Source organism: Curtobacterium sp. JUb34, assembly GCF_003755065.1.
In the GTDB taxonomy this organism is placed as follows: Bacteria; Actinomycetota; Actinomycetes; order Actinomycetales; family Microbacteriaceae; genus Curtobacterium.
The window spans coordinates 832208-854960 of sequence record NZ_RJVH01000002.1 but is presented as its reverse complement, the minus strand read 5'-3'; the positions used below and the strand labels follow the sequence as shown (position 1 = coordinate 854960).

General features: G+C 67.0%; 14 protein-coding genes. 10 read left to right on the top strand and 4 right to left on the bottom strand.

Annotated features, from left to right (window positions below):
* Positions 1 to 201: 201 nt before the first annotated feature.
* The 3 genes from dnaE to EDF63_RS10470 are packed head-to-tail and all read left to right on the top strand — an operon-like array spanning position 202 to position 4854.
* Positions 202 to 3684, top strand: a complete 3483-nt coding sequence (gene dnaE / locus EDF63_RS10480; protein ID WP_395871856.1) for a DNA polymerase III subunit alpha — start codon at positions 202 to 204, stop codon at positions 3682 to 3684.
* A 13-nt stretch (positions 3685 to 3697) separates the two neighbouring features.
* A complete protein-coding gene (locus EDF63_RS10475; RefSeq protein ID WP_123313148.1) occupies positions 3698 to 4048 on the top strand; it encodes a DUF2200 domain-containing protein in 351 nt (116 codons plus the stop codon).
* A complete protein-coding gene (locus tag EDF63_RS10470; protein ID WP_123312943.1) occupies positions 4045 to 4854 on the top strand; it encodes a hypothetical protein in 810 nt (269 codons plus the stop codon). Before EDF63_RS10475 ends, EDF63_RS10470 begins: the two co-directional genes overlap by 4 nt.
* 53 nt (positions 4855 to 4907) lie before the next feature.
* On the opposite strand, the gene EDF63_RS10465 is transcribed toward EDF63_RS10470, so the two are convergent.
* Positions 4908 to 6362, bottom strand: coding sequence for a glycosyltransferase family 2 protein (locus EDF63_RS10465; protein ID WP_123312942.1), 1455 nt, complete (start codon positions 6360 to 6362; stop codon positions 4908 to 4910).
* On the bottom strand, positions 6359 to 7729 hold the full coding sequence (locus EDF63_RS10460; protein WP_123312941.1) for a glycosyltransferase family 4 protein: 1371 nt from the start codon (positions 7727 to 7729) through the stop codon (positions 6359 to 6361). The genes EDF63_RS10465 and EDF63_RS10460 overlap by 4 nt, the downstream gene beginning before the upstream one ends.
* 168 nt (positions 7730 to 7897) lie before the next feature.
* Here EDF63_RS10460 and EDF63_RS10455 point away from each other — a divergent pair, with 168 nt between their 5' ends.
* The 4 genes from EDF63_RS10455 to EDF63_RS10440 are packed head-to-tail and all read left to right on the top strand — an operon-like array spanning position 7898 to position 14802.
* A complete protein-coding gene (locus tag EDF63_RS10455) occupies positions 7898 to 8719 on the top strand; it encodes an ABC transporter permease (protein ID WP_123312940.1) in 822 nt (273 codons plus the stop codon).
* Positions 8720 to 8763: 44 nt separating this feature from the next.
* Complete coding sequence (locus EDF63_RS10450) at positions 8764 to 9444, top strand: ABC transporter ATP-binding protein (RefSeq protein WP_123313147.1); 681 nt, start codon at positions 8764 to 8766, stop codon at positions 9442 to 9444.
* Entirely contained in the window at positions 9444 to 12146 is a 2703-nt protein-coding gene (locus EDF63_RS10445; RefSeq protein ID WP_123312939.1) for a CDP-glycerol glycerophosphotransferase family protein, read from the top strand. Before EDF63_RS10450 ends, EDF63_RS10445 begins: the two co-directional genes overlap by 1 nt.
* Positions 12139 to 14802 carry a CDP-glycerol glycerophosphotransferase family protein gene (locus tag EDF63_RS10440; protein WP_123312938.1) on the top strand — a complete coding sequence of 888 codons (2664 nt, stop codon included), beginning with the start codon at positions 12139 to 12141 and terminating at the stop codon, positions 14800 to 14802. The genes EDF63_RS10445 and EDF63_RS10440 overlap by 8 nt, the downstream gene beginning before the upstream one ends.
* Here the strand turns inward: EDF63_RS10440 and EDF63_RS10435 are convergent.
* Both EDF63_RS10435 and EDF63_RS10430 read right to left on the bottom strand, forming a co-directional pair.
* Positions 14790 to 16463, bottom strand: coding sequence for a DUF563 domain-containing protein (locus EDF63_RS10435; RefSeq protein WP_123312937.1), 1674 nt, complete (start codon positions 16461 to 16463; stop codon positions 14790 to 14792). The genes EDF63_RS10440 and EDF63_RS10435 overlap by 13 nt on opposite strands.
* Before the next feature lie 33 nt (positions 16464 to 16496).
* Complete coding sequence (locus EDF63_RS10430) at positions 16497 to 18101, bottom strand: hypothetical protein (RefSeq protein ID WP_123312936.1); 1605 nt, start codon at positions 18099 to 18101, stop codon at positions 16497 to 16499.
* Positions 18102 to 18198: 97 nt separating this feature from the next.
* Between EDF63_RS10430 and EDF63_RS10425 the strand changes: the two genes are divergently transcribed.
* Genes EDF63_RS10425 through EDF63_RS10415 form a run of 3 tightly spaced genes read left to right on the top strand, consistent with a single transcriptional unit; the run spans position 18199 to position 22744 of the window.
* On the top strand, positions 18199 to 19914 hold the full coding sequence (locus tag EDF63_RS10425; protein WP_123312935.1) for a glycosyltransferase family 2 protein: 1716 nt from the start codon (positions 18199 to 18201) through the stop codon (positions 19912 to 19914).
* A 24-nt stretch (positions 19915 to 19938) separates the two neighbouring features.
* On the top strand, positions 19939 to 22026 hold the full coding sequence (locus tag EDF63_RS10420) for an acyltransferase family protein (protein ID WP_123312934.1): 2088 nt from the start codon (positions 19939 to 19941) through the stop codon (positions 22024 to 22026).
* Positions 22027 to 22081: 55 nt separating this feature from the next.
* Positions 22082 to 22744: an SGNH/GDSL hydrolase family protein gene (locus EDF63_RS10415; RefSeq protein ID WP_185021370.1), complete on the top strand. Its 663-nt coding sequence runs from the start codon at positions 22082 to 22084 to the stop codon at positions 22742 to 22744.
* Positions 22745 to 22753 lie beyond the last annotated feature (9 nt).

Below are 22753 nucleotides of genomic sequence, written 5' to 3'. Positions count from 1 at the left end.
CCGCCACACGTCGGTTCCTGCACCCTCGCCGGACTGCGTGCGGCGTGTCGTGCGACCTCGGCGGGAGACCGCTCCGACGCGCGCGGGTTTGTCCTCCGTCGCGGTTAGGCTGTTCGCGTCCCGCAAGCAGCTCGTTCGACCGGAGGTTCCGTGGCGGATTCCGACTCCTTCGTCCACCTGCACGTGCACAGCGAGTACTCGATGCTCGACGGCGCGGCCAGGCTCGGCGACCTCGTGCAGGAGACCGCTGCGCAGGGCATGCCGGCCGTGGCGGTGACCGACCACGGCAACATGTTCGGCGCCTTCGAGTTCTGGAAGGCCGCCAAGGCCGGCGGCGTGAAGCCGATCATCGGAACAGAGGCGTACATCACGCCCCGGACGCACCGCACGGACAAGACCCGTGTGCGGTGGGGCGACGGCGGTGGCGACGACGTCTCCGGCGCCGGCTCGTACACGCACATGACGATGTTCGCCGAGAACACCACGGGCATGCACAACCTGTTCCGGCTGTCGTCGAAGGCCTCGCTCGAGGGCTACTACTTCAAGCCGCGCATGGACATCGAGCTGCTGCAGGAGTACCACGAGGGCATCATCGCCACGACGGGCTGCCCCTCGGGCGAGGTCCAGACGCGCCTACGCCTCGGCCAGTACGACGAAGCCGTCAAGGCCGCCGCCGACTACCGCGACATCTTCGGCAAGGAGAACTACTTCGCCGAGGTCATGGACCACGGGCTCGAGATCGAGCGCCGGATCATGAGCGACCTCATCCGGCTGGCGAAGGACCTCGACATCCCGCTGGTCGGCACGAACGACCTGCACTACACGCACTCGCACGACGCCAAGTCGCACGCCGCCCTGCTCTGCGTGCAGTCGGGCTCGACGCTGAACGACCCGAACCGCTTCAAGTTCGACGCCGACGAGTTCTACCTGAAGTCCCCGCAGCAGATGCGGCACGTCTTCCGCGACAACCCCGAGGCGTGCGACAACACCCTGCTGATCGCCGAGCGCTGCAACGTCGAGTTCGACACCTCGGCCAACTACATGCCGAAGTTCCCGGTGCCCGAGGGGGAGACCGAGCACTCCTGGTTCGAGAAGGAGGTCGCGAAGGGGCTGGAGTACCGGTACCCGGGCGGCATCCCGGCCGAGGTCCAGGAGCGTGCCGACTACGAGGTCGGCATCATCAACCAGATGGGGTTCCCCGGGTACTTCCTGGTGGTCTCCGACTTCATCCTCTGGTCGAAGAACAACGGCATCCGCGTCGGCCCGGGCCGTGGTTCCGGTGCCGGGTCGATGGTCGCCTACGCGATGCGCATCACCGACCTCGACCCGATCCGCCACGGGCTCATCTTCGAGCGCTTCCTGAACCCGGACCGCGTCTCGATGCCCGACTTCGACGTCGACTTCGACGACCGGCGCCGCGGTGAGGCGATCAAGTACGTCACCGAGAAGTACGGGTCCGAACGCGTCGCACAGATCGTCACGTACGGCACGATCAAGGCGAAGCAGGCACTGAAGGACTCCTCGCGCGTCCTCGGGTTCCCGTTCGGCATGGGCGAGAAGCTCACGAAGGCCATGCCGCCGCCCGTGATGGGCAAGGACATCCCGCTCACCGGGATCTTCGACAAGGACCACCCGCGCTACAAGGAAGCCGTCGACGTCCGCACCGTGGTCGAGACCGACCCCGAGGCGAAGACCGTCTTCGACACCGCGCTCGGGCTCGAGGGGCTGAAGCGCCAGTGGGGCGTGCACGCGGCCGGCGTCATCATGTCGAGCGACCCGCTCATCGACATCATCCCGATCATGAAGCGGGAGCAGGACGGCCAGGTCGTCACGCAGTTCGACTACCCGGCAGCGGAGTCGCTCGGCCTGATCAAGATGGACTTCCTAGGGCTCCGCAACCTCACGATCATCAGTGACGCCCTCGACAACATCAAGACCAACCGTGGCATCGAGCTCGACCTCGAGACCATGGGACTCGAGGACCCCGAGGCGTACGCGCTCCTGCAGCGCGGTGACACGCTCGGTGTCTTCCAGCTCGACGGTGGACCCATGCGTGGGCTGCTGCGCCTGATGAAGCCCGACAACTTCGAGGACATCTCCGCGCTCATCGCCCTGTACCGCCCGGGCCCCATGGGTGCGAACTCGCACACGAACTACGCCCTCCGCAAGAACGGCGAGCAGGCGATCACGCCGATCCACCCGGAGCTCGAAGAGCCGCTGTCGGAGATCCTCGGCGGCACCTACGGCCTGATCATCTACCAGGAGCAGGTCATGGCCATCGCGCAGAAGGTCGCGGGGTTCTCCCTCGGCCAGGCGGACATCCTCCGCCGCGCGATGGGCAAGAAGAAGAAGTCCGAGCTCGACAAGCAGTACGCGGGCTTCGAGAAGGGCATGCTCGACAACGGCTACTCGGCTGCGGCGATCAAGATGCTCTGGGACATCCTGCTGCCGTTCTCCGACTACGCGTTCAACAAGGCGCACTCCGCCGCGTACGGCGTCGTGTCGTTCTGGACCGCGTACCTGAAGGCGCACTACCCGGCCGAGTACATGGCGGCGCTGCTCACCTCGGTGGGCGACGCCCGCGACAAGCTCGCGCTGTACCTGAACGAGTGCCGCCGCATGGGCATCAAGGTCATGCCGCCGGACGTCAACGAGTCGATCGGCTTCTTCGCGGCCGTCGGTGAGGACATCCGTTTCGGCATGGGCGCGATCCGCAACGTCGGGTTCAACGTCGTCGACGACATCGTGAAGGCCCGCACCGAGAAGGGTGCGTTCGAGTCGTTCCACGACTTCCTGCGCAAGATCCCGATCTCGTCGGCGAACAAGCGCACGGTCGAGTCGCTCATCAAGGCGGGTGCGTTCGACGAGTTCGGCGACTCCCGCCGCGCCCTGGTCGAGATCCACGAGGGCGCGGTCGAGGGCGCCGTCAAGGTCAAGCGCGACGAGGCCCACGGCAACGTTGGCTTCGACTTCGACTCCCTGTTCGCCGAGGTCGCCGAGGAGTCGCCGGCCACCGGTCCGGTGTCGCAGGTGCCCGACCGTCCGGAGTGGTCCAAGCGCGACAAGCTCGCGTTCGAGCGCGACATGCTCGGGCTCTACGTCTCGGACCACCCGCTCGCGGGGCTCGAGATCGAGCTCGCGAAGCACCAGTCGATCACCATCGCCGACCTCATCGCGGCCGACGACTCGATCGAGGGTGAGACCGTCACGGTCGCGGGGCTGCTGACGAGCGTGCAGCACCGGGTGGCGAAGACGAGCGGCAACCCGTACGGCATCGTCGACATCGAGGACTTCGGCGGCCAGATCGGCGTGATGTTCCTCGGCAAGACCTACCAGGAGTTCGGGCCGTCGCTCGTGGCCGACTCGATCGTGGTCCTGCGCGGTCGTGTGAACGTCCGCGACGACGGCAAGGCCCTGCACGCGGTGAGCATGTTCCAGCCGGCGATCGGCGACGCGATGGGCTCCGGCCCGCTCACGTTGTCGCTGCCGGAGCGGCAGGCGACCACGTCCACCGTGACGGAGCTCGCAGCCGTGCTCGGACGGCACCAGGGGGAGACCGAGGTCCGGCTGAAGCTGCTCAAGGACGACGTCGCGCGCACGTTCGAGCTGCCGTTCCCGGTGAACCTGACACCCGACCTGTTCGGCGAGCTGAAGAGCCTGCTCGGGCCGCGGTGCCTGGTGTAGCAGGGGTGTGAGCGTGGCCGGACACCGGATCTTCGGGACGCCCTTCGCGGCGGTCTACCCGCACTACCTCGCGAAGGTGGAGCGGAAGGGCCAGACGAAGGCCGAGCTCGACACCGTCATCCGGTGGCTGACCGGCTTCGACGAGGCGGCGCTCGCGCGACACCTCGCCGATGAGACCACGTTCGAGGACTTCTTCGCCGCCGCGCACGTGCACCCGAACGCGCCGCTGATCACCGGCGTGATCTGCGGTGTGCGCATCGAGGAACTCGACGACCCGCTCATGCGGCAGATCCGGTACCTCGACAAGCTCGTCGACGAGGTCGCGAGGGGCCGCCCGATGACGAAGGTGCTGCGGAGCGCGTGAACGGCACCGAGCTGGTCGCTCCCGACGCCGGAGCGCTGCGCGCGTTCGGTGTGGGAGCGGCCACGCCGGTGCCGCTCACGGGCGGGCGCGGACTGACCTGGCGCGCGGGCGGCGTCGTGCTCCGTCCGCACGACGGCCCGGCGGTGACCGACTGGCGTGCCGACCTCCTGGCCGAGCTCGAGCACTCGGCGGGGTTCCGCACACCCCGCCCCGTGGCCACCCACGACGGGAGCTGGCGGTCGGGGGACTGGGAGGCCTGGGAGTTCGTCGCCGGTCGAGCCGACGAGTCCCGCGTCGAGGACGTGGTCCAGGCAGGCCGTGCCTTCCACCGCGCGGTCGCCGGCGTCGATCGACCAGCGTTCCTCGGCACGGCGTCCACCACCGGAGCCGCCACGGACCCGTGGGCCCGTGCCGACCGGATGGCGTGGGGCGAGGAACCGCTGCCGACGGACCCCACCCTCGACCGGCTCGCGGCGTCGTTCCGTCCGGTCCACTCGCCGTCGCAGCTGGTCCACGGTGACCTGCTCGGCAACGTGCTGTTCGCCGAGGGGTCCGCACCGACGATCATCGACTGGCCGCCGTACTGGCGTCCGGCGGCGTTCGGCACCGCGATCGCGGCCGTCGACGCGGTGTGCTGGCACGGCGTCCCGGTCGAGCGACTCGACACGCTCGGAGCCGGTGAGCCCGAGTGGCGGCAGCTGCTGGTCCGGGCCCTCGCGTTCCGCATCGCGACGCTGCACCTGTTGGGTGCGTGGGACGCGACGAGCGTCGGACGCCACCGTCCGGTCATCGACGCGGTCGTCTGACGGGAGGCCCGTGGCGGGGCCGCCACGGGCCTCCCGTCAGCAGGGGCGTCGTCTCAGGCGCCGCGCCCGGTGATCGCGCGGATCCGCGCGACGATGCGTGGGTTCCGGGCCCCGAAGCTCAGGGCCGTGAGCCGGCGGAGCGACACGGTCGCCCGGTGGACGAGCAGACCCGTCGCCTCGGCGATGTCCGAGACGGCGTGCCAGCGCGCGCGGAGCGATGCGGGGTCGATCTCGGTGTCGGCCGCCATCCGGATCAACTCGACGAGTCCGTCGCCGCCGCGCCAGGACGTGCTCTGGTTCTCGAAGCGACGGAGGATGCGGTCGATCGCCGACGCACGGTGGTTCGCGACCGCGTGCGACCAGCGGATGTCGTGCGACACCGGGTCGACCAGGATCCAGCGCGGCGCGTTGGCGTTGAGTGCGGACAGCTGCGCGAAGGTCGTCAACGCCCCGAGCGCGACGGCCACGTCGAAGATCTGGCGAGGACGGCCGCCGACGGCGATGAGGGCTCCGGGGAACGCCTGCCGTGCCGACCGGATCTGCGCCTTCGAGACGATGACCGTGACGACCACGTCGTCCGCCGCGCACGCGAGGGTGTCACGGACACGGGCCACGACCTCCGGGGTGATCTCCGTCGGCAGGTGCAGGGCCACGCGCACGACGTCGTCGTCGGGCAGGAACGCGTCGGCGAACACGTCGACGGCGTCACGGTAGCGGGCGAGGAACAGCGCGACGGCCCCGGCGTAGAACGGGTACCGCTCGAGCAGGATTCGCTCGTGCTCCAGGCGGAGTGACGGGCCGCGGTCGCCGCTGAAGCTCGTCGAGCCGGTGTGCAGGACGAGCGCGCGGTTCGCCAGCACCGACGTGTAGCCGTGCTCGTTGATGCGCAGGCAGAAGTCGTTCTCCTCGCCGTAGCCGGGGGAGAACACCTCGTCGAACAGGTCGAACCGGTCGATCACCTCGCGCCGGATGAGGAAGCAGAAGCCCATCGCCACGGGCGAGACCGTGTGCCGGGGGAGCAGGTACTTCGTCCGGCCGTGCAGCTCGCGCGTGCGGCGCGGGGGCAGCGTCGCCCGGGGGTTGCGCCGGGCGTAGGGGAACGACGCGATGGTCGCGTTGTCGCTGCGCGCACACACCACCCCGATCGCGTCGTCGGACGCCAGCACGGCGGTCATCTCGTCGAGGAAGCCCGGCATCGGCACCGTGTCGCTGTTCAGCAGCAGGACGTCGTTGCCGGTCCGGTCGAGCTCGAGGACGGCGCGGTTGCAGTTGCCGACGAACCCGAGGTTGCGCGGGTTGCGGGTGTACTCGAAGCCGGGGTGCTCACCAACGAGTTCGAGGACGCGGGCCTCGATGGCGTCGACGTGGGGTCCGACGTCGTTGGCCAGCAGGACCCGGTCGACCGAGAAGTCGACGGTCTCGAGGAGCGCCTGGATGCAGCGCTCGAGGCCGGGGAGGTCGTCGTAGATCGGGACGACGATCGTCACCGGACGCCGGTCGCGGCTCATCGGCGCACCAGCTTCCGTGCGACCACACCCGGTCGGGCGAGGAGTCGGCCGACCGTCCCGGAGCGGGCGCGAACACGGTTCGCGAGCAGGCCGAGCGCGGCGCGCGCACTCGTGGCGCCGAGCGAGGCGTAGGCACCGGGGAGCTCGAACCAGTACCGCGCAGCCTGGGGGAGTCGGTAGCCCGCGGTGCCGACCAGCGCGACCAGACGTGCGATCGCCGCCGCGTTGTCGTGACCCGCGCCGGTGACCGACGCGAGCCGGTCCGGAGCAGCCGCGCCGTGCCTCCTGGCCGTCTCCGGCTCCGCCGCGTACGTCGCGAGCGCGTCCGTGAGCGCCGTGACGTCGTCGGCGTCCACGAGCACGCCGGTGACGCCGTCGTCGACGAGCTCGGCGCTCCCGCCCTGGCGGGTCGCGACGACCGCCTTGCCCAGGGTCATGTACTCGGCCGTCGTGCGACCGAAGGCCTCGATCGTCGACGGGGTGATGCAGACGTCCGCAGCCTCGATGAACGGGGCGGGCGTTTGCTGCTCGCCCGCGAACACGACACGGTCGGCGACGCCGAGCGCGCGGGCGCGCTCGGTCAGGCGCTGGTCCTCGCCGGGGTGCTTCCAACTGCCGACGAAGCAGACGCTCGCGGCGACCCCGCGCTCGTGCAGCGCGCCCAGGGCGTCCACGACACGGTGCTGGCCCTTCGACTCCTCGACACGGCCGAGGACCGTGATCCGGAGGCCGGGCTCGGCCTGCGGGAACGGCGCGACCGCCGGCGTCTCGTCCTTCGAGGCCAGGAGGCGCTCGGTGTCGACCGTCGGGTACGCGACGGAGAGCTTGTCGGCGGGGATGTACTGCGCCAGGTGCTCGCGCATCGCCTCGGAGTTGGTCACGACGGCACCGGACAGCAGGCCGATGTCACCGAGGACACCCGCACGCCCGGTCTGGAACTGCAGCCCGTGGTCGAGGTCGCCGTACTCGCGGACGAACCACGCCTGCGGGATCCCGAGGACCGCGGCGGCGAAGGACGCCCACGGTGCGACGAGGGTGTTCGTGACCACGAGGTCCGGGCGCTGACGCTCGTACAGGCGGATGATCGCGTTCACCGCGGCGTAGTCGACGGTGGCGAACGCCGCGCGTTCCGCGGCCGGAGCCGGCTGCGGGCTCGGCAGCGCCCACCCGCGGAACCGCAGGGCGTCGTAGGACCAGCCGCGGTCGTCGAGCGCCTCGATGAACTTGCCCTTCGGGGCCTTCGTGACGAAGGTCGGGGTCATCGTCGGGTCGATCGCCAGCCAGTCCTCGACGAACCGGACGAGGGACCGCTCCGCGCCGCCGAGGTTGACGGGCGCCGTCGAGTGGTTGGCGAAGCTGACGATCACCCACCAACCCTACTCACGATTCCCCAAGGATTCGCTCTCTGGCCACTCGCCACGCGCACGAGTCACCGCGTCGAACGTGCGTTGTGCAACCGGTGTGCGAGAATGCCTCGTCCCCGATTCCCTGTGAGGAGCGCTCCGTTGCGCCCCGGAGGAGCCTGCACCCGAAGCATGACGTACCTGAACGAGCTCATGTCGTCGCGCGAGTTGCTGGCGAACCTCACTGCGCGCGAGGTCAAGGGCAAGTACCGCCGCACGGTCTTCGGGCAGCTGTGGTCCCTGATCAACCCGCTCGCAACGATGCTGATCTACACGATCGTGTACTCGTTCATCTTCCGGGCGCGTCTCGAGGTCGGTGACCCCAGTGGACTGAACATCTACCCGCTCTGGCTCATGTGCGGCCTGCTGCCGTGGATCTTCGCGCGCAACGTCATCAACTCGGGGATGACCTCGATCGTGGCCAACGGGTCGCTGATCAAGAAGGTCTACTTCCCGCGGATGACGCTGCCGCTCGCGGCCGTCGGGTCGTTCGGGTTCACCTGGCTCGTCGAGATGGGTGTGCTGTTGATCGCCCTCGCCATCGCTGGGTCGAACTTCTGGATCTACCTGCCGGTGATCGCGCTGACGATGGTGTTCCTCGCCATGTTCGCCGCCGGCCTCGGGCTGATCCTGTCGATCATCAACGTGCACTTCCGCGACATGCAGCACCTCGTCGGCATCGGCCTGCAGATGTGGATGTACCTGTCGCCGATCATCTACCCGCTGTCGCTCGTCGAGGACGCTGCGAACAAGGCCGGACACCCGTGGATCATCCACGTCTACAAGCTCAATCCGATCGAGCGGTTCTCCGAGGTCTTCCGGAACCTCATGTACGACAACCGTCTCCCGAACTGGACCGACCTGGTCGCGTGCGCCCTCGCAGGATGCGTGTCGCTCGCACTCGGCTACTTCGTGTTCTCCCGCAACGAGAAGAAGCTGGCTGAACTCCTGTGACCGATGCTGCCGTCACCGTCGACCACGTGTCGAAACGATTCCGCATGTACAGCGAGCGCAACGACTCGCTGAAGAGCATGGTCATGCGCGGCAAGAAGTCCGTGCACGAGGACTTCTGGGCCTTGAAGGACGTGTCGTTCGAGGTGCCGCAGGGCAAGACCTTCGGGCTGATCGGCAAGAACGGGTCCGGCAAGTCCACGCTGCTGAAGTGCCTGGCGAAGATCCTCTGGCCGGAAGAGGGCTCGATCACCGCCCGCGGCAAGCAGGCGTCGTTGCTCGAGGTCGGCTCCGGGTTCCACCCCGAGCTCTCCGGTCGCGAGAACGTCTTCCTGAACGGCTCGATCCTCGGGATGAGCCGCAAGGAGGTCACACGGAAGTTCGACGACATCGTGTCGTTCTCCGGTGTCGGCAACTTCATCGACCAGCCCGTGAAGAACTACTCGTCGGGCATGTACGTCCGACTCGGGTTCTCCGTCGCCGTCGCCGTCACCCCGGACGTGCTCGTCGTGGACGAGGTACTCGCCGTCGGAGACTCGACCTTCCAGAACCGCTGCCGGACGAAGTTCAAGGAGATGAAGGAAGAAGGCCGCACAGTCATTCTCGTCTCCCACTCGATGAGCACGGTGAAGTCGATGTGCGACGAGGTTGCATGGTTGGACCGTGGTGAATTGAAGCAGATCGGCGATCCGGAATCCGTCATCACAGCCTACGACGCGACCGTGTGATGAGCAGCGCTCCCTCGTTCGACCCGGCCGCCCGGAACGACATGTCAAGTGACTCGAGATTCCGTTTCGCTGCTGTTTTCGCGACCTTCAATGTGGCCCGCTTTCTGCCGGACCTGCTCCGCTCTCTCGAGCAGCAGACCTACCCCATCGAGGAGGTCCAGCTCGTCTTCGTCGACGACGGTTCGACCGACGATAGTTTCGCGATCCTCAGCGAATGGGCATCCCGACGGAGCGGCCACGTGACGGTTGTTCGTCAGGACAACGCGTGGGTCGCGGCGGCACGGAATGCTGGTTTACAGCTAGTCGACGCTGAGTGGGTGACCTTCGCCGATCCGGACGACGTCCTTGACCACAGATACTTCGCCGAGGTCGACAAGTTCGTCGAGCTTTATGGCAACGGCCCGGTCAGCCTGCTGGCGACGCATCAGATGCGTCTGTTGGAAACCGGCGAGCTGAAGAACACTCATCCGCTCCGCAAGAAGTTCAGCAAGGGGTCGCGCGTCGTCGACCTCCGTCTCGAGCCGTTCATCCAGCTCGCCGTCAACTCCAGTTTCTTCCGCGTCGACGCCGTCCGACGCCGCGCACTCGCGTTCGACGGACGGGTGCGGCCGGTCTTTGAGGACGCGCACTTCATCGGGAAGTACCTGCTAGAGACCGACTCCCACCACTTGGGTGTGCTCGCCTCCGCCAAGTACCACTACCGCGTTCGAGGCGACGGTACGTCGCTGATGGAGTCCCATCATGACAAGGCTGGCAAGTACACCGACGTCGTCGAGTACGGTCTGCTCGACCTTGCCGAGCGGGCTGCGGCGATCGGGCCGCTTCCGCGATGGCTGGAGAACACGCTCCTCTACGACCTCTTCTGGTACTTCAAGAACGAGCGCGCGATCGAGTCACGCACGGCCCTTGCCCCACCGGAGGTGTTCGATCGCTTCCACGAGCTCGTCGGCCGAGTGCGCGCGCTCATCTCGGATGAGGCAGTCCGCGTCTTCGACATTATGGGCGTCGAAGCTGCCGTCCGACGCGCCGTCCTCATGGGGTACACGGGCAGTTCCGAGCATGCCGACCTGGTCCGACTGACGAGGGTCGACGAGACCTCGCAGCAGGTCCGGATCTCGTACTGGTTCACTGGTAGCCAGCCCATGGAGCAGTGGGTCGTCGACGGTCGTGACGTTGCGCCGCTCCACGAAACGATCCAGGACTACGTCTTCTACGGGCACGCCGTCCTCCGGCAGCGACACGTCTGGCTGACCCGGGGCATCCGGACAAACGTCTTCCTCGGTGGTGCGCCGGTGCCTTTCGGGACGGATGCCGTCGCCGAGCCCGAGTTAGAGCTGACCTCGCGCCAGCTGCACCCGGTGATCATCAACCAGCGGGCACGATTCCCAAAGGCTTGGGACGGTCTCGATCGGCCCGCGGTGCGGTGGGCGTTGTCCGCCATGCGTAGGTCACTCGCGAGTGCCCTCGGAAAGCAACAGCGCGCCGACCTCGCGCTTGCTCTGCGTGCTCGTTCACGCCCGATCCGGTCGCGCTTCGCCGATGCGTGGGTCTTTATGGACCGGGATAATCAGGCGAACGACAACGCAGAGCACCTGTATCGCTGGGTGCGTCGGAACCGCCCTGAGATCAACGCCTGGTTCGTGCTCACAGAATCGTCGCCGGACTGGGCGAGGCTCGAAGCGGAGGGTTTCCGACTCGTGCCGTACGGGACCCCGACGTGGCGCGCGCTGCTGTTGCATGCGGCCCATCTGGCGTCATCGCATATCGACGCGTACGTCGTACAGCCGCTCGATGCTGCACGCTACGGGCCCCCGCGGTACCGGTTCACCTGGCTCCAGCATGGGGTGACGAACTACGATATCTCACGGTGGATTAATCCGAAGCCGGTCGAGGCGCTGGTCGTGGTGACACCGCAGGAGCAGGCGGCCATTGCCGGCCCCGGTCCGTATTCCTTCTCGGACCGCGAGGTGGTGCTCACCGGGTTTCCGCGTCACGACGAACTCCTTCGCAAACGGCGTGCAGTGATCGAGGCCGACCGGGATGCGATCCTGATCATGCCCACCTGGCGCAAGAAGTTGTCTGGGCGGCAGCTCCGGGGGACGAACACCCGCGAGAAGAACCCCCAGTTCCTCGAGAGTGAGTACGCGCGGAGCTGGATCGAACTTCTCTCGTCCGCAGCGCTTCGAGAACTCGCCGTGCGTGAAGGCAAGCGGATCGTCTTCATGCCGCACCCGAATCTCGAGCCTTACCTCGCAGACTTCGACCTACCGGGCGCGATCGAGGTGGTCGGGTACGCGGAGACGAACGTCCAGGACGTTCTCGCTCATGGTGCCGTGATGGTGACCGACTACTCGTCCATCGCGTTCGAGGCAGCGTTCCTGGACATGCCGCTCGTTTACTTCCAGTTCGACGACGCGACCTTCTTCGACGGCACACACGTCGGACGACGGGGCTACTTCGACTACGAGCGCGACGGGTACGGACCCGTGGCCCGACGAGCGGCGGACGTCACGAACGCTCTCGAGGAAATCGCTGAGGACGGATTCCGCTCAGGAGAACTGTTCATGAAGAGAGCAGCCGAGTCGTTCATCACACGAGACGAGCTGAACTGCCAGCGGGTGTTCGAAGCGATGCTCGCGCTCGACTCCGGCCGGAGGCTCGCCGAACCGGTCCAGAACGAATTGGGGTTGTCAGATGCATGAGTCCTCGCTGGTGAACGGTGCGGAGGCATCGCCCGGATTCCTCTTCACGGCAGTGATCGCTGCTTACAACGTCGGTCGTTACCTCGACGATCTCTTCGCCTCGTTCGAGGCGCAGACGTTCAACATGGAGCGCGTGCAACTCGTATTCGTGGACGACGGGTCCACAGACGACACGTTGCTCCGGCTGCGGTCCTGGGCGTCCGGCCGCGGCGACGAGGTCGTCGTCGTGACCCAGCCCAACGCATGGGTTGCCGCCGCTCGGAACACAGGGCTGCAGTTGGCGCGCGGCGAGTGGGTCACCTTCATCGATCCCGACGATGCGCTCGACTGCGGCTACTTCGCTGGAGTGGCAAAGTACATTGACATCCACGGCCGACACGAAGGTCTCGCTCTGCTGGCCGCTCACCAGATACGGCTTCTCCCTGACGGTTCTCTCGTCGACAACCATCCGCACCGCGCCAAGTTCGAGTCAGGGTCGCGCATCGTCGACCTCGCCGTCGAGCCGATCTTCCAATTGAGCGTCAACTCCGCGTTCTTCCGGAGGAGCGTCCTGGTGGACCGAGATCTCACCTTCGACGGCCGAGTGCGACCGCATTTCGAAGACGGTCACCTGGTCGCCAGGTACCTGCTCGCGTCGGATACCCATCTGCTGGGACTCATGGCCTCCGCGAAGTACCACTACCGGACACGAGAAGACGACTCGTCTCTGCTCGGGTCGAGTTTCACCGAAGAGGGCAAGTACACGAGCATCCTCCGGTACGGCTACCTCGACCTGCTCCAACGAGCGAAAGCGCTCGGACCCGTTCCTCGGTGGCTCGAGAACACGGTGCTGTACGAGCTGTTCTGGATGTTCAAAGCGCAGTTGGCCATCCACTCGCTGAGTGCTTCTGCGCCAGCACACGTCTTCCCGGAGTTCCACGAACTGGTGGGCAGAATCCTCCGGCTCATCGCTCCGGACGCCATCCGGAGCTTCGACTTCATCGGCGTCCAGTACGCGATCCGAATGGCGTTGCTATACGGGTACAACACCGAGCAGCCCTTCAGATCGTGGTACGTCCGCTTCACAGAGGTCGACGAGGTTCACCAGCTGGTGAAACTCGAGTACTGGTTCTCTGGTGAGCTGCCTGACGAGCAGATCGTGGTCGATGATCGGGAGCAGGAGCCAGAACACGCAACTGTCCAGGACTTCGAGTTCTACGGCCGCGTCGTGATGCGTAAGCGGTTCCTCTGGGTCCAGCGACGTCGCCAGGTGCAGGTCCGGCTCGACGGCGCCCTTCGGTCCATCGGACGTTGGGAACAGCAGCCCACGAGCGAGGGTCTCACGCCTGGGGTCGTGAACCAGGTGGTGAGCGACCAACGCAAGCGTGTCCGTCCTCGGTTCTCCGCTGCGGACATCCCCTATCGGCGCTACCTCCGGCAGAGTCTCGGCGCGTGGTGGCGGAGCCACCGGTGGTCGTCGTGGAAGGTCGACAACTGGCTGATGGCATGCTCCCTGCGGCTGCCCTCGGTCCGCCGTCGGTTCGCGCATGCATGGGCCCTGATGGACAAGAACGACCATGCGAACGACAATGCCGAGCACCTGTACCGCTTCCTCGCTCGCGAGCGGCCCCAAGTCAACTCGTGGTTCATCCTCGAGCGCGACAGCCCGTCGTGGTCACGCTTGCAGGCAGAAGGATTCCGGCTTGTCGCGCACGGATCACGTAAGTGGAAACAGCTGTTGTTGAGCGCAGACCACTTCGCCTCGTCGCACGCCGACTACTACGTGACGCATCCGATTAACCGCCGCCGCTACGGTCAGCCGCGGTACTTCTTCACGTTCCTGCAACACGGCGTCATCCAGGACGACCTGTCTCGTTGGCTCAACGGGAAGGATCCGCACCTGTTCGTCACGACGACCGTTCCCGAGTACGAGTCGATTGCCGGTCCTGGGCCCTACAAGTTCTCCAGCAAGGAGACGAAACTCACCGGGTTGCCCCGGCACGACGAACTGCTGCGAAAGCGAGCGGCAGCGTCCGAACGCGACCGGATCGTCGTCATCCCGACGTGGCGGCAGTACCTGGTCGGAGATCGAGTCGGTGGTGCGAACGAGCGAGCGCGTATCGATCGCTTCGGCGAGTCGGAATACGCTCGTCGCTACTCGTCGCTGCTCAACTCTGAACGGCTCACCCAAATCGCTGCTGCGACCGGCAAGCGGATAGCATTGATGCCGCATCCTCACATGCGTCCGTACCTCGCGGAATTCGCACTTCCCGACGGCATCGAAGTGCTGGACTTCGGCACCGACGACGTCCAGGAAGTCTTGGCGAGTGCTGCGTTCGTAGTCACCGATTACTCGTCGATCGCTTTCGACGCGGCCTTCGTGGACATCCCACTGGCGTACTACCAGTTCGACAAGGCCGACTTCTGGGGGGGTAAAAACCCGAGGCGTCAGGGGTACTTTGACTACGAGCGAGACGGCTTCGGACCAGTCGTGGCTGACGAAGCGACACTCGTCGACATGGTGGCGGAGAGCGCGCAGCGGGCCTTCGTCGTCTCGGAGCCCTTCGCCAGCCGCGCCTCCACCGCCTTCGCAGCGACCCGTGACGGCGAATCAAGCCGCCGAGTCTACGAAGCGATGCGAGCCCTCGAGGGATACGGAGACGATCAGGAACGCTGACGGTCAGCGAGTTCGTGCATGCGGTCGATGCTCCGGTCAAGGTCGGATCCGTGCGCGGCGAAGTCGAATGCCCATGGCGAATGGAACGCTTCCGTCGAGAAGTCAGAACCGTGCTGGATCTGTGATCGAGACCAGGAGTAGTGGAGTTCGTCCGCGAGTGCTGTCGCGTAAAGGAATTCGTTCCGAGCAGTGTACGAATCGTGAGACAGCACCAGTACGCCGTCGAGCCTCTCCGCGAACATCATCGAGAACATCCCGGAGCCGGCGAAGCCGGCGACGATCCGGGCGCTCCCGAAGGTGGACGCCTGTTCGGCGAAGGGAAGCGTTTCCGGGTACACAATCTCGAAGCCTCGAGCTGAGAAGTGCGCCTCAACCTCATCGAGATTCAAGCACGCTCGGTTTGCCTCGGTGCTCTTGCGGGACACAAAGATGCGCCGGTCCACCGGTCGGGACTCCACCAGGCCTTCTCGCAGCCGAGACCAGGTCTCCTTCACCCGCGGGTGGAAGTGGTACCTTGTGAGGTTCTGCCAGAGGTAGGAACTCCAGACGTAGCTCTCCACCTGGACATCGTCGTGCACCCATTCGATGTCGGTGTCGTCGATACCGAACGCAGTGAAGAGCGCCCGCTCGACGGTCGGTGAGAACTCCGGGTGGGGCATTCGGTAGATGGCTCGCAGCGACGGGTCGGCTTCCTTCGCGCGGTCCCAGCCCCAAAGCTTGCTGACCGTCTCGGTCATCGTGTGACCGAAGTGTCCGCTCATGGTCGAACTCAAATCGTAGAACGAGCCGTTGAGGCGTCGCGTGGGTCCGTGCTCTCGAGCACGACCAAACTCTTGATTGAAACTCACGAGCTGCGGGTTCGACACGCTCCTCGCGCGGGCGTGCCGGAAGGATGAGGGAAGGACAGTGTCCCCGGCCAAGGCGAGTCCATCCCGCCGGATCGTCACGCCGCCCGAGACCTTCCGGACGTGCGAATGGTGGTAGTTCCACTTCTGCGACGGCAGCCGAGGTTCACTCCCGTGTTCGACAACGGTTGTCGAACCGTTGAACGTGCCGCCGGGCTCGGTCTCGAGCACGGCGAGACGAGCGAGTGGGCGTCGCGCCGGCACGACGCGATTCGCGTTCTCGTCCTTCACCTTAAAGACGTGTTGGCGGCCCTTCCGCAAGCGGACGACGCCGTCGCTCTCGTCGACCGTCTCGATGGACTGAGCGGACTCTTTGAAGTCGCGCGGGGACCGGTTAGCGTCACCCAGGAGGCCTTCTTCGGCCCACCATGGCGTCGCAGTGGTGGTGTGTTCGGTCACGTACTGGCCGCCCTGCTGCACGTGGTAGAAGAGCCATTGCCAGCGGAGGGAACGCTCCTGGTCCGTCGAGGAGCGTGCATCGACCACGGCACTCAAGCCCCCGAGCTCCGCGATCGCGGCCGTCTCGTCTTCGAGCGTGGCGGCGGACACCGTCCGGAGGCCTGGCCGTCGAGTGGATTCGGGGCCGACGAGGACCACCGTCGAGAACTCGTGGACGAGCCACGCAACAGCCGGATGATTCTCGTCGTCGGTCACGAAGGCAACACGGCCGTACACGCCTTCAAGCGACTTCGACAACGATCTGGCGGCCTTGCGCCAGTCAGTTCTGGAGTTCACCGATTGCCGGAAGATGCTCATGGGGAAACCCTAGAGTGCCGCAGGAGGACATCGTCAACGGACTAGCGGAACGCGGACCTTCGCCTCGATCATGTTGTGGTCGGACGGGATCACCGACGTCCCGGGGTTCCAGTTGTTGACGAACTCGTCGCTGCCCTGGAGCCCCTGGGTCAGGATGTAGTCGATCCGCTGACCGTCCTTGTTCGGATCGTCGACCTGGTTCGACGGCGCTTGGTAGTTGTTGTACGTCGTCTTCGCCGTGCCGTAACGGTGCTGGGAGGCCGACGCGTCGTAGAAGCCCCCTCGGATCAATGTGGGCTGCGCGCCGTCGATCGCGTCTTCCGGGTACCGGCTGTCGTTGAGGTCACCGCCCAGCAGGACGGGAAGCCGCTTGCCCGCGGCGTTCGGTGTGTTGACCCGGTTGAGTGCCGTCAGGAGTTGCGCGGAGTTCTGACCGAGGAGCGTCTTCCGCGGTGTGCTGTACGCGCTCGACGGGATGCCGTAGTGGGCGGCGACGACGTAGAAGGTGGTCCCGCTGCCGTCCTTGGCCTGCAACTTCGCCCACGGGGTGTTCGTGTCCGGCGCCGCCGATGCAGGGGAGACCTCGTAGTCCTTGACGCCAGCGAGGACACCGTGGTCGAGGACCGTGTACTTCGCCGGGTCGTAGTAGATCCGGTTGCCCTGGTGGGACTTGCTGACGGTCATCGGGGCGGTGTCGACGAGCTGCAGGTTCGGGAGGCGTCGATCGAGATCCAGGTAGGCCTGCTCGGATCCGGCACCGTTCGAGAGACCACTGGCCTCGAGGACGGTGAGCACATCCGGGGCCTTGTCGTTGATCACCTTGGCGATCGCCGGCGCACGCTTCGCCCAACCGGGCGTGCCGCTCGTCTCGCAGCCGGAGCACAGGACGTTGTAGCTGGCGAGATGCACGGGCGTGCCGGAAGCGATCGGCTTCGTGGGCGTGGGCCACGCGCTCACCTGCGCCGACTTCCGGACGAAGGTCGAGTTGAAGTAGGTGTTGCGCGCCATGGCGCGGACGTAGATCGGGTTCCCGTACGCGACCGAGGTCAGGTCGCTGTCGGATCCCGGCAGGGTCCATGTGCGGGTGGCCGGGTCGAACGCCGACGACCACGGCGTGAAGTGCGGCGTCCACCGGTCAGGGGTCCGGTTCTCGTTGGGACCCGCTGACCATCGCACTTGGTAGTCGCTCGCGTTGGCGACCTCGGGGATCGACACCGTGACGCCGTTCGTCGCGGGCTTCGCCGTGATCGTGCCGAAGTTCGCCACGGCGTTCGGTTGGAGCTTCGTCGTGACCGTCTTCGCCCAGGCGCCGGCCGTCGTGCCGGTCTTCGCCGCGACCGTCACGTAGTACGTCTTGTCGGGCTGGAGCTTCGTCATCCACGCGCCGACGGTGGTCGAGTCCTTGTAGACCGGGCTGCCGAGATCCGACCGCGTCGACCACTTGAGGACGTAGGTGGTCGCCTTCGGGACCGCTTTCCAGGTCATCTTGACGCTCTTGCCGGCCCAGTCCTGTGTGGCCTTGGCGACACCGGTGACCTGCGCGGGCTTCGTCGCGGCCTGTGCTGGTGCCACGACGAGCACCGACGACACCGCGATCGCGCCGACGACGGCGAAACGAGTGATCCAACGAGAAGACATCTCGACCCCCTGATCTGATCTCCGCTCGACGGTAGACTGTCTCGGCTGCGGACGGTATCCACCGAACGGGGGACCACAGACGAGGGGTGTCGAGAACGTGTCAGATCCACTCCTCTCGGTCGTCATCCCGGTGCACGACGCCGCGCCGTGGATCGGTGAGCTGCTCGAAAGCGTGCTGGACCAGGACGTCGAGGCGATGGAGGTCCTGGTGGTGGACGATCGCTCGTCCGACGGGACGGCCGTGATCATCGATTCGTTCCGTGCTCGTGATCCACGCGTCCAGCGCCTCCGATCAGACGCCCCCGGCGGGGCTGCGGCACGGAACACCGGAGCCGCAGCCGCCCGGGGGGAGTACCTCGTCTTCGCCGATGCGGACGATCTCGTGCCGCCCGGCGCGTACCGAGCGATGGTCGGGTCGCTCGAGGCGTCCGGGTCAGATCTGGTGATCGGCGACCACCTAAAGTTCTCACCGACGCGCACCTGGAGTCCCACCGCGCGGTGGCGCGCCTTCGACCACGCGCTGCAGGGGACCACCCTCGCCGAGACCCCGGCACTCCTGACCGGCAGAGCGTGCTGGAACCGACTCTTCCGGCGGTCGTTCTGGGAGCGGGCCGCGTTGGGGTTCCCGAACGTCGGCCACGCCGACGACATCGAGCCGATGACCCGGTCGGTCGTGGAAGCGCGTGCGATCGACGTCGTCACGACGTGCGTGTACCTCTACCGCGAGCGTGCCGGGGGGACAGGCGGTTCGATGTCGAACCAGGTGGACGAGGTCGCCCTGCTCGACTACCTGCGCGAGGAGACGGCATGCGCGGCACTCGTGTCTGCGGCATCCCCGCCGGTCGTCCGCCAGCAAGCACTGCTGGTCCTCGACGCGGACGGGTGGGTGCACCTTGACCGGTACCTCGCGGAGGCTCCGTCCGGCACGGCGTTGCCGCCCAGCGTGGAGCAGTCCCTCGGCCGGTTGCTCGAGGCGTTGGACCACACGGTCCTCGGTGACGTCGCAGCCGAGCGCCGGTGCTTCTTCGCCCTGCTCTGGGCCGGACAGCCCGATGTCGCGTCCGACTTCGCCGCCGCGATGCGGGCTCGGGAGCCGGAGCCCGGGAGGTTCCTCCGAGAATGGGTGTCCGCCACCGCGGCCCTGCTCGACTCGGTGGCGCCCGCCGGACTCGACCGGACAGCGCTGGCCGAGGACGGTCTCCTGACCGCCTTCCTGCACGCAGCGGACCGGCTCGATGCCACAGGCCTGGCACCGCTCGTCGACGCTGCCGAGCGTGTGCTGCGGCGCACCCCCACGGCGTCCGCCAAGTCCGAACTCCTCGAGGCGATCCGGCGAGCGGTCCTTGCTCGTGACCCCGAGGCGGTCCGCCTCATCTCGGAGCTCCGGCACCACGCACCGGTGGTCGTCGACCAGGTCACGCCCGGCGTGGACGGTCTCCGTGTCGAGGGACCGGCACCGTCCCCGCCCCTGTCATCGTCCATGCGACTGGAGCTGCGATCGGGCGATCAAGTCCGCACCGTCGACCTCGACGCGACGGGTTCCCGATGGCTGGGCCGGATCACCGCCGACGGGGGGCCCGACACGGCAGGGCGCTGGACGGTCACCGCAAGGTTCCGGCTGTCGACCGTCGACGTCGCGGTGCCCGTCGTCACCGCGCGGATGCCGTTGCCCCCACTCGACGCAAGCCACGTGCTGCAACCGCTGAGCGATCGGCGCGACGGCTGGCGTTTCCTCGTCGATCGCCGGGCGTCCCGGTCGGTGCTCAGCCGGTTCCGATCGGCCGCAGAACGACTCCGCCGTTCACGGACCTGAGTGCGGCTCCGGTAACATCGCCGGGTGCGTCGTGCGAAGGACGGGTCCGGTGGGCCCCAGCGAGGATTCCGAGCCGACATCCAGGGGATCCGAGCGGTCGCCATCGCGCTCGTCATCCTGTACCACCTCTGGCCGAACCGGGTCCCCGGCGGGTACGTGGGTGTCGACGTCTTCTTCGTCATCTCCGGCTTCCTGATCACCGGCCACATCCTGAAGGCTGCCGAGCGTGAGCGGCCGGTCCCGATGCTCATCGGGTTCTACGCCCGCCGGATCCGACGGCTGGCTCCCGCCGCGGTGGTCGTGCTGGTCGCGGTCCTGGTGTTCACGGTGCTGGTGCTGCCGGCGTCGACCTGGTCGGCGACGGGCTCGAACGTCCTCGCCGCGTCGCTGTTCTCCGAGAACTGGTTCCTCGCCGCCCAGTCGGTGAGCTACCTGGACGCCGACGTGGTCCCCTCCGCCGTGCAGCACTTCTGGTCGCTCTCGGTCGAAGAGCAGTTCTACATCGTCTGGCCGCTGATCCTGCTGGCCGCCATCGCTCTCCTGGCGCGCCGTCGTGCAACCTGGATCGTCGTCGTGATCGGCGCCATCGGCGTGGTGAGCTTCTGCTGGGGGCTCCTGCACACCGCCACCAACCCGGACGCGGCGTTCTTCGACACCACCGCTCGGGCGTGGCAGTTCGCGGTCGGCGCGCTCGTCGCGTTCGTGCCCCTGCCCGGTCCGCGAACGCGGCTCTGGGCACCGTGGGTGGGGCTGGCCGCCATCGCGGCCGCCGCACTGCTCTACTCCGAGGCAACGCCGTTCCCTGGCATCGCTGCGGTGCTCCCGACGGTCGGCGCTGCGGTCGTGATCGCGGGACGCGCACCCGCAGCGGATCCGTGGTCGTTCGGGTTCCTCGCGTCGTTCGGACCGGTGCGCTGGCTCGGCGACGTCTCGTACTCCGCGTACCTCTGGCACTGGCCCCTCATCATCCTCGTCCCGCAGTGGCTCGGCGTGGACCTCGGCCTCCGGTTGAAACTCGCCATCCTGTGCGCCACGGTCGTCCTGGCGTGGGCTTCCCACCGGTACGTCGAGAACCCCGTCCGTCGGAGTGCGGTCCTCACGAAGCGACGTCGACGCAGCTTCGTCGCCGGCGGTGCGACCCTCCTCGTGTTGGTCGCCGGGTGCTTCGGCACCGTGGGTGTCGCCAACGCCCAGATGGACGCTGCTGACGACCGACTCCTCGCGCAGGTCACCGGAGGGCAGACGTGCCTCGGTGCAGCTGCGATCGGCGACCGGTCCTGCGCTGACACGTGGGGCGACATCGACGTCGCCGACGTGCCGGCGCCGTTGTCGGACAAGCCGCTCGTCTGGAAGGACGACTGCATCGACGACGTCACGGAGAACACTGAGAAGTACTGCACCTACGGTGACCCTGACGCGTCCGAGACCCTCTTGCTCTGGGGTGACTCGCACGCGGGCGCCTGGTCGAGTGCCTTCGACATCGCGGGGAAACTCGACCACGTGAAGGTGATCGTCGCAGCGCGAAACCGGTGCCCGTCGAGCCTGGAAGCCCCGACCGGCACGACCTACGGGGATGTGATCCCGGCCGATCAACGCGGATGGTGCGCGGCGCGGAACGACTGGGTGATGAAGACCCTGGTCCCACGTGCCGATCGCGTCGTGCTCGCTGACCTCTGGGCGAACTACCGCTTCGCGGGGACGGACTCGGCCCAGGCGAACGGCTACTCCGAGCTCATCGACGGCGTTCGGGATGCTGGTCTGCCGGTGACGATGCTGCAGCACGTGCCGCTGACCGGACAGACCCTCGAGGACAAGGTGATCGGCCCGTCGTGCCTCGCATCGGGTCGATCGTGCACGAACGACGTCGCGCATGCTCTGCCGCCGTCGACGTCCCTCCCGCAGCGTCTGCTGGTGGACGAGGGCTACGGGGACGTCGTGCGCTGGGTCCCGGTCGAATCGCAGTTCTGCCACGACGGTCGCTGCTACTCGGCGATCGGTGGCGTGTCCGTCTACTTCGACGGCTCCCACCTGTCGAACACGTACAGCGCATCGCTCGGTCCGTGGCTCGCGAGGGCACTGGACCGCACGCAGCCCCTCAGCGTCGTCGGCTGATCTGGGGGTGCCCACACGTGTCGTCAGGAGTCCCGGCTGCGAGAGAATGTCGTTCGTGCGTCGCTCTCGATACCTGATGGCTGCCGTTGCGCTGGCAGTCGCCGTCGCGGTCCCCGTGGTGACCGTCGAACCGAACGCCCTCCGAGCAGCCGAGGTCGCGCCCGAGCACGACCTGCGTGTCGCCGTGGTCGGGGACTCCTTGAGCGCGGGACGATCGGGTTTCCTCGGGAACGGCCTGGACGACGAGAGCTGGATGACGTATGCACAGGGCGACGGCATCGAGTACGCCGGTGGATGGGCACGGGCCGGCGCGACCCCGGACGCCATGGCAGCGGCCGTCAGACCGGTTGGCGACGTCGACGTGCTGGTGATCCTGGCGGGTACGAACGCCGTCCGCGTCGGGAAGTCGCTCGACGAGGAGCGCTCGGCGTACGAGCGGATCGTCGAGACGGTCGGCGCCCGCAAGGTCATCGTGGCCGACCTGCCGCCGTACCGCTGGCGGCCGGAGGCAGCTGCCACCTACCGGACGGCGCTGCAGCAGTTCGTCACCGACGAAGGGTGGACGTGGGCTGACCCGTGGACGTTCGCCCGGTCCGGGTCCTCGTGGGCCGATGGGGTCAGTACCGACGGTACGCACCCGGCCGGTGCCGCCGAGTACCGGCAGCTCGGCGAGGCGTTCCGGAGCATCATCCTCGCCGTGGGGACGTCCACCGCGTAGGACGACCGT